Origin of the sequence: Anabaena lutea FACHB-196, assembly GCF_014698305.1 — a bacterium.
Lineage (GTDB): Bacteria > Cyanobacteriota > Cyanobacteriia > Cyanobacteriales > Nostocaceae > Anabaena > Anabaena lutea.
On sequence record NZ_JACJST010000061.1, the window covers coordinates 1 to 2,383 of the forward strand.

Below are 2,383 nucleotides of genomic sequence, written 5' to 3' on the forward strand. Positions count from 1 at the left end.
AGTAATATTATTTATTTGTTATGTGTAAAATCATTTTTTTGTACGGTAAAGATTTTTTAGTGATGCCTGTTTTTAACTTGGCGATCGCACTTTTTTTGCCCTACCTCACAAAATCGCGTTGCTCCCTCTCTGAGCTTAGTCGTATTGGACTACATCAATTAGCTGTTAGTGCCATTACTCAAGCTGAATTATATTATGGTGCTATTAATAATGTTGAATTGAAGAAAATTAAGAAGCATTTAGGATTACTTCATATTTTCTCTGTTGATGTCATGGTATCTACTCAATTTATTGAATTGATGGAAATTTACTCTCTAAGTCATAAACTAAGTATTCCCGATGCTTTAATTGCCTCAACGGCATTAGTCCATAATATTGATTTATATACTTTAAATTTTAAAGATTTTCGCTTTATTGAAGGTTTGAATTTACATGAGCCTCCCATCAATTAGTGCGATCATTAGGTATCAATTTTTGGGTAATTATAGAATTATTGGGAAGAGAAATATTTACTGTAGTCATAGCTAATAAGTTTGGGGTACAGCCGGGATACGTACAAGTGCAATTCGTTGAGTTCCTACGGATAAGCTAAGAACGAGCGCGTAAAATATACCCCCAAAAAAAAGAGAGTGGGAGGAGGCATTATCAAGCGCCATTCTCTCCCACTCTACTATTTGCTGCTGAAGCGATTCAGGAATATACACATAACGCTAATCGTTTCTTAGGGGGGTAATCTACAGGTTAACGATAACGCCTCTACTCAGTGAGTATTCCTATTGCAGCAAACACTAATTCTATTTATTTGTCGGACAACCTTAACAAGAATCATTTGCTAATTTGTTTAACCTTTTAACAACTGCCTTGCTTTCGTTTGTCTAATACAATTTAACTTGGTTCATCATCAGGTGGTTGCCAAATTGGCATTTTATTTTATTTTTTAGATTGTTCATTTTTAACACTTCCCAACATAGATCTCTGTTAATACAACAGAAAATTACTAGATAAATTTCTGCTAAAATGTCCGGATGACTGAAAAGAGACTGTTGGTAAATTAAAAAGGGGTCACACCCCTCATCTTTATCCAGACTTGATTTCAGTGGGTTTTAAGACACTTTATATATTTACCTAAAACTGATTTTAAAGCAAGTTAACCATGTAAAACCAAGGTTTTAGGTATGAGGGGTGAAACCCTTCATTAATTAACAACTCGTTTTCTAAAAGTCGTAATTATCGAATTTAAATGGTTAACCCAATTCTCCTGGGGGCAAAATCAGCAACGGTGGGATGAAAAAATTCATGAGTTGTGATATCTAGCCACATAGCCAAAGTAAGGTGATATAGTCGGCTTCAGCTGGTAAAGATGCAGCTTTTAGGGAGCGACAACAACGGCACTATTGATGTACAACATCTGAACAAAGTTATTTTGTCAGGAATTTCAGCGATAATTTGGGTTATACGCCTGCACGGAGAACTCATGCTGACATCTCCAGAAATTGTTACATGGCTACAAGAACGTACAACTCTAGGCATTCTCTCATCTGAGGTATTGAATGCGATGCCTGCGGCCATAGAAGAAACTGTTATTCCCGCTGGAAAAAACCTCGTTACTGAAGGAATATCCCCAAAAGCCCTCTATATTCTTGTAAATGGTCAAATAGAAAGCGATAATGTCTGTGGGTTCCTCCCAGGTGCAGTAATTCACCTCAAAGAAATACTTCTAGATGAATTAACCCCATTCACAATTACCACCCTCACAGAATGTCATCTCTGGGTTATCCCCCGCGCCAAATTCCAGGATTTAGTCAGTCAATACCCAGAAATTAGCCAAGCTTTGTCTCGTCTATTAGCTCAAGAATTGGCTCAGTTAGCATCTGCGTTAACCTACGAACAAGAGCGTTCTCTCGCTTTGCGACCCTATCTAGTCACCAAAGCCCAACGGGGAATTGTGGGTACAAGTCGGTATGCTGTCAAGTTACGAGAGCAAATTCGCAAAGCTACACACGACAAGAAATCTGTAGTTATCTTTGGAGAACCTGGTTTAGACAAAGATAATATCGCCGCCCTAATTCACTATAGTTCGCCTCAACGACGACAACCGATTGTGAAACTTAATTGTGGCATTCTCCAACATAGCGGTGCAGATTTATTTGGTCGTGCTGGTGGTAAACCAGGACTGTTGGAATGGTTGGGAGCGGGTACTCTCATTCTCAACAACATCCAAGAATTACCCACAGAATTATTACCGAGTTTGATACAGGGGAGCAACGCGATTTTGTGAGGTGGGGCAAAAAAAGTGCGATCGCCAAGTTAAAAACAGGCATCACTAAAAAATCTTTACCGTACAAAAAAATGATTTTACACATAACAAATAAATAATATTACT

The 2,383-nt window shown here is 38.0% G+C and carries 1 protein-coding gene and 1 pseudogene; both read left to right on the plus strand.

Features of this window, described 5'->3' with window-relative positions:
• The first annotated feature begins 20 nt into the window (after positions 1-20).
• Positions 21-452 (plus strand): type II toxin-antitoxin system VapC family toxin, encoded by a 432-nt coding sequence (locus H6G59_RS26995; protein ID WP_199332174.1) that lies wholly within the window; start codon positions 21-23, stop codon positions 450-452.
• Between the two features lie 1,025 nt (positions 453-1,477).
• Positions 1,478-2,257 (plus strand): annotated as a pseudogene (locus tag H6G59_RS27000) (Crp/Fnr family transcriptional regulator); the annotation flags it as partial.
• Positions 2,258-2,383: the final 126 nt, after the last annotated feature.

Bases quoted from the DNA above. Each gene is read 5' to 3' on its own strand.
- H6G59_RS26995 (WP_199332174.1), top strand. From the start codon at position 21: ATGTGTAAAATCATTTTTTTGTACGGTAAAGATTTTTTAGTGATGCCT.